The sequence below is a fragment of the Methylobacterium sp. WL103 genome, assembly GCF_008039885.1.
Classification (GTDB): Bacteria; Pseudomonadota; Alphaproteobacteria; order Rhizobiales; family Beijerinckiaceae; genus Methylobacterium; species Methylobacterium cerastii.
On the sequence record NZ_VRUX01000629.1, the window covers coordinates 1 to 2,351 of the forward strand.

Consider the following 2,351-nt stretch of genomic DNA (forward strand, 5'->3'; position numbering starts at 1 on the left):
CCGCCAAGACCGGCGACGACGCGCCCCGTGCGCCGGCCGCGCCCGCCGTGATCACCAACAAGGCCGCCGCGCCGGTGATGGAGGAGTTCCCTGCCGGCACCGAGATGGTGACCATGACCGTGCGCGAGGCGCTTCGCGACGCCATGGCCGAGGAGATGCGCCGGGACGAGGACGTCTTCGTCATGGGCGAGGAGGTCGCCGAGTACCAGGGCGCCTACAAGGTCACGCAGAACCTGCTGCAGGAATTCGGCGCGCGGCGCGTGGTCGACACCCCGATCACCGAGCACGGCTTCGCCGGCATCGGCGTCGGCGCGGCCTTGTCCGGCCTGAAGCCGATCGTCGAGTTCATGACCTTCAACTTCGCCATGCAGGCGATCGACCACATCATCAACTCGGCGGCCAAGACCCTCTACATGTCCGGCGGCCAGCTCGGCTGCCCGATCGTGTTCCGCGGCCCCAACGGCGCGGCAGCCCGCGTCGGCGCCCAGCACAGCCACGACTATTCGGCGTGGTACTCGAACGTGCCCGGCCTGAAGGTGATCGCGCCCTACACCGCCTCCGACGCCAAGGGCCTGCTCAAGGCCGCGATCCGCGACCCGAACCCGGTGATCTTCCTCGAGAACGAGATCCTGTACGGCCAGACCTTCCCGGTGCCGAAGCTCGACGACTTCGTGCTGCCGATCGGCAAGGCCCGCATCCATCGCGCCGGCACCGACGTGACCATCGTCTCGTTCGCCATCGGCATGACCTACGCCCTCAAGGCGGCGCAGATCCTGGCCGACCAGGGCATCGAGGCCGAGGTGATCGACCTGCGCACGATCCGCCCGATGGACACCGAGACGGTTCTCGAATCGGTGAAGAAGACCGGCCGCTGCGTCACGGTGGAGGAGGGCTTCCCGCAGAGCGGCATCGGCGCCGAGATCTCGGCCCGCCTGATGGTCGACGCGTTCGACTACCTCGACGCGCCGGTGCTGCGCGTCACCGGCAAGGACGTGCCGATGCCCTACGCGGCCAACCTCGAGAAGCTGGCGCTGCCCAACGTCGCCGAGGTCGTCGAGGCGGCCAAGGCCGTCTGCTACCGGTGAATGCGATCCGCCTTCGCGCCTGAGGGCGGAACCGGGCCGATCGACGGGTCATGACGTGGTATGAGTGAATCCTTCCAAGCCCTCGAGATCCCGCCCGACGCCCTGGAACAGGGCGGCATCGAGGTGCTGCGCGCGGCCGTGGTCGACGGGGCCGTCAGCGTGGCGCTGCGCCGGTCCTTCGACGACCCCGCCACCTGGGGCCGCCTGATGGTCGACCTCGCCCGGCAGGCGGCCCGCGCCTACGCCCTGGAAACCGACATGTCGGAAGAGGAGGCGTTCGACCGCATCCGCGCGGGGTGGGAGGCCGAGGGCCTCGATCCCGGCGGCCTGAACTAGCGGGGCCCGAGCGCATGGCCGAGCCCGCACTGCGTGTCGCCACCTATGCCGACCTGGAGGCCGTTCCGGCCGATCGCGTGGCCGAGATCGTCGACGGGTCGCTGGAGACGCATCCGCGGCCGCGGCCGCGCCATGCGATGGCGGCGGTGGGCCTGGCCACGGAGCTGAACGCACCCTTCGGCCGCGGGCGCGGCGGGCCGGGCGGCTGGATCTTCATGGTCGAGCCCGAACTCCACCTCGGCGTGCAGGTGGTGGTCCCCGACCTCGCCGGCTGGCGCCGCGAGCGGCTGCCGGCCGAGCCCAAAACCGCCTTCGTCGAGACCGTGCCGGACTGGGTCTGCGAGATCCTGTCGCCGGCCACTGCGCGGCTCGATCGCGGCCCGAAGCGCCGCATCTACGCGGAGGCCGGCGTCGGGCACCTGTGGCTGCTCGATCCCGCCGACGGGGTGCTCGAAGCCTTCGCGCTCGCCGGCTCCCAGTGGCTGCTGCTCGGCACGGTGGCGCGCGGCGAGACCGTGGCCCTGCCGCCCTTCGACGCGGTTCCGTTCCCGCTCGACGACCTGTTTCCCTTCGCCGACCCCTCGGCCGACCCTTTAGCCGATCCCCGCGCCGAACCCGACGCTCCCTCCCTGCCCACGGACGAGACCTGAAGCCATGCCCGTCAACGTCCTGATGCCCGCCCTGTCTCCGACCATGGAGGAGGGCAAGCTCTCCAAATGGCTCAAGAAGGAGGGCGACGCGATCAAGTCGGGCGACGTGCTCGCCGAGATCGAGACCGACAAGGCGACCATGGAGGTCGAGGCGATCGACGAGGGCACGCTCGCCAAGATCCTGGTCGCCGAGGGCACCGAGGGCGTCGCCGTCAACACCCCGATCGCGATCATCGCCGGCGAGGGCGAGGACGTCGCGGCGGCCGCGGCCTCCGGGGGC

4 protein-coding genes are annotated in these 2,351 nt (G+C 70.9%); all 4 read left to right on the plus strand.

What is annotated here, in order from left to right:
- On the plus strand, nt 1-1,085 hold a 1,085-nt coding region (locus FV222_RS23420), incomplete at its 5' end, for a pyruvate dehydrogenase complex E1 component subunit beta (RefSeq protein ID WP_147815766.1).
- Between the two features lie 60 nt (nt 1,086-1,145).
- Nucleotides 1,146-1,421: a DUF5076 domain-containing protein gene (locus FV222_RS23425; RefSeq protein WP_147752090.1), complete on the plus strand. Its 276-nt coding sequence runs from the start codon at nt 1,146-1,148 to the stop codon at nt 1,419-1,421.
- Between the two features lie 14 nt (nt 1,422-1,435).
- A complete protein-coding gene (locus FV222_RS23430; protein WP_147815767.1) occupies nt 1,436-2,071 on the plus strand; it encodes a Uma2 family endonuclease in 636 nt (211 codons plus the stop codon).
- 4 nt (nt 2,072-2,075) lie between these two features.
- Nucleotides 2,076-2,351, plus strand: a 276-nt coding sequence (locus tag FV222_RS23435) for a biotin/lipoyl-containing protein (RefSeq protein WP_147815768.1), incomplete at its 3' end; no start/stop codon positions are given.